The 2,364-nt window shown below is 67.2% G+C and carries 2 protein-coding genes; both read right to left on the reverse strand.

The genetic code is table 11. The features are described from left to right. Positions 1–54: 54 nt before the first annotated feature. Positions 55–825 (reverse strand): IS21-like element helper ATPase IstB, encoded by a 771-nt coding sequence (istB, locus tag ACIRB1_RS47075; protein WP_403470121.1) that lies wholly within the window; start codon positions 823–825, stop codon positions 55–57. Next, a complete protein-coding gene (gene istA, locus ACIRB1_RS47080; protein WP_403470122.1) occupies positions 822–2,240 on the reverse strand; it encodes an IS21 family transposase in 1,419 nt (472 codons plus the stop codon). Before istA ends, istB begins: the two co-directional genes overlap by 4 nt. Between the last annotated feature and the right edge of the window lie 124 nt (positions 2,241–2,364).

The raw sequence follows: 2,364 nt of genomic DNA on the forward strand, positions 1-2,364 counted from the left end.
TGTCCGCGTACTCGTTGAAGTGCTCAGCCAAGTACAGATAAACGTGCTCAGCTCTCAGGCCACTTCGGTCTCGCGCTCGATGGCGGCGAGGCGGTTCTTCAGCCGGTAGCTGGGGCCGTTGATCGCGATGACGTCGCAGTGGTGCAGGAGGCGGTCGAGGATCGCGGTGGCGAGGACTTCGTCGCCGAAGACCTGTCCCCATTCGCTGAAGGTCTTGTTCGAGGTCAGGATGATCGAGCCCTTCTCGTAGCGCTTGGAGATCACCTGGAAGACCAGGTTCGCCTCCGCGCGTTCGAGGGGCTGGTAGCCGACCTCGTCGACGACGAGGACGCTGGGCCGCAGGTAGGAACGGAGCTTGCTGGTCAGCCGGCCCGCGGCTTCGGCGGTCTTCAGCTGGCGGACCATGTCGTCGAGGGTCGTGAAGTAGATCGAGAAGCCGGCCCGGCAGGCCGCGACGGCCAGGGCGACGGCGAGGTGTGTTTTGCCTACTCCGGGCGGGCCCAGAAGGGCTGCGTTGGCCTTCGCCTCGACGAACGAGAGGGTGGCCAGGTCCTTGACCTTGCGCGGGTCGAGTTCGGGCTGGAAGGAGAAGTCGTAGTCGTCCAGGGTCTTGTGGTGCGGCAGCTTCGACAGCCGCAGGCCCTGCCGGAAACGCCGGTCATCGCGGACCGCAAGCTCTTCGGCCAGGAGCAGGTCAAGGAAGTCGAGGTAGCCGAGCTTGCCCTCCTCGGCCCGCTCGGCGTACTGGTTCAGGCTCTCGGCCAGGTGAGGCAGGCCGAGCTTGGCGGCCGTGCTGCGGATGCGGGCGGTGACCAGCTGGCTCAACGGGCTTCCCTCGTCGTCGAATTGGGGGTGAAGGGGCGGGTGCCGGTCAGCTCGTCATAGACCGACAACGGGCGCCGGCTGACCTCGATGCGGCTGGCGGCGGACCGGTTCAGCAAGGCCATAAGCGGTCCGGCCTCCTCGCCCGGGACGTCCCGGTGGCGGGGCTGAGGCATCACGTCGCCGGTGGTGACGCGCCGGTTGTCGCCCTTGGGCAGCCCGTCCCAGTGCCTGTCGTCGACGACGCGGGCGCCGCGGCCAACAGCCCGCGGGTGGACGGCCAGGAGCGTCTCGCCATGGGCATCGACGATGGTGGAGTGCAGGCTGATCTGCGACTTTGTGGCCCGGATCTCGACCAGCTGACGGGCACGGACCCTGCGGGCCGGCACCGAGTAGAGGTTCGCATCGAAGGCGACCAGGCAATCCTTGCCGACGTGCCGCAGATGCCGCTGGGCGACCACATACGGTGTCTGCGGCAGCGGCCGCAAGGCCATGTGGTCACGGACGGCGCGATGCCCGATGACCTCGCCGTGGGTGCCGTGGACCTTCGCCCGCCGCATCGGCACCCAGGCGGTGAACGCGGCGTCCATCTCCTCGACGGAGGAGAACCCCCGGCCCGCCAGAACATGATCGCGGACGATCAGGACTTGGCGCTCGACCCGTCCTTTCCCGGTCGGGCGGTAGGCGGCCAGGACGTCGATGTCGAAGTCGTAGTGCCCGGCGAAGGCCACCGCTTCAGGATGCAGTGGAACCGCCTCACCAGGAGCGACGTGACGACGGACAACCGTCTTGGTGCGGTCGTAGACGACCGTCATCGGCACGCCGCCGAAGTGCGCGAACGCACGGCGATGGCAGTCGAAGAACGTCGCCAGGTCCTGACTGGTGGTGAAGCAGCAGAACGGATCGCGCGAGTAGGACAAGGTCATGTGGAACGAATAGACCTTCGGGATCCCGACATGGGCGAGGATCTTGCCCTCGTCGCCCCAGTCGACCTGCGCCTGAGCACCGGGGACGACCTCGAACCGGCGGTGCAGACCGGCGAGTTCACCGGGGCTGATGCCCAGCTCGTCCGCGATCCGGGGCCGGGCTTCCTGCAGGTAGATCTTCACGCGCTGGTAGTTGCCGGTGAAGCCGTACTCCTTGGCCAGGCGCTCGTGGACCACCGCCCCTTTGATGAGGATCTCGGCCCGCAGCATCGCGTCGATCAGCGGCGCGACCTCGTCCACCACCCGAGCCTTCGGCTTCCCGTTCGGCGCCCGCTTCGGCGGCGCGACCGGCGTCTGCCCCGACAGGTACTTGCTGACCGTGCGACGGTTCAGCCCGGTCACCTTGGCGATCTCCGACAGGCTCATCGCCCCGGACTCATAAAGACCGCGGAAACGCCTCAACTCCAGCCAGCGATGCGGATCCAGAACCACCGTCAGCCGCCCCTCTGCCACCCCGAAGACACAGAAGCAGAATGCCGACGCGCCGGCCTCACCGCATCAAGAACTGAGCACGTTCATCCGTACGCGGCTGTGTACGTTCACGTGTACGCCGACA

Source organism: Streptomyces sp. NPDC096013 (assembly GCF_044763565.1).
Taxonomy (GTDB): Bacteria; Actinomycetota; Actinomycetes; order Streptomycetales; family Streptomycetaceae; genus Streptomyces.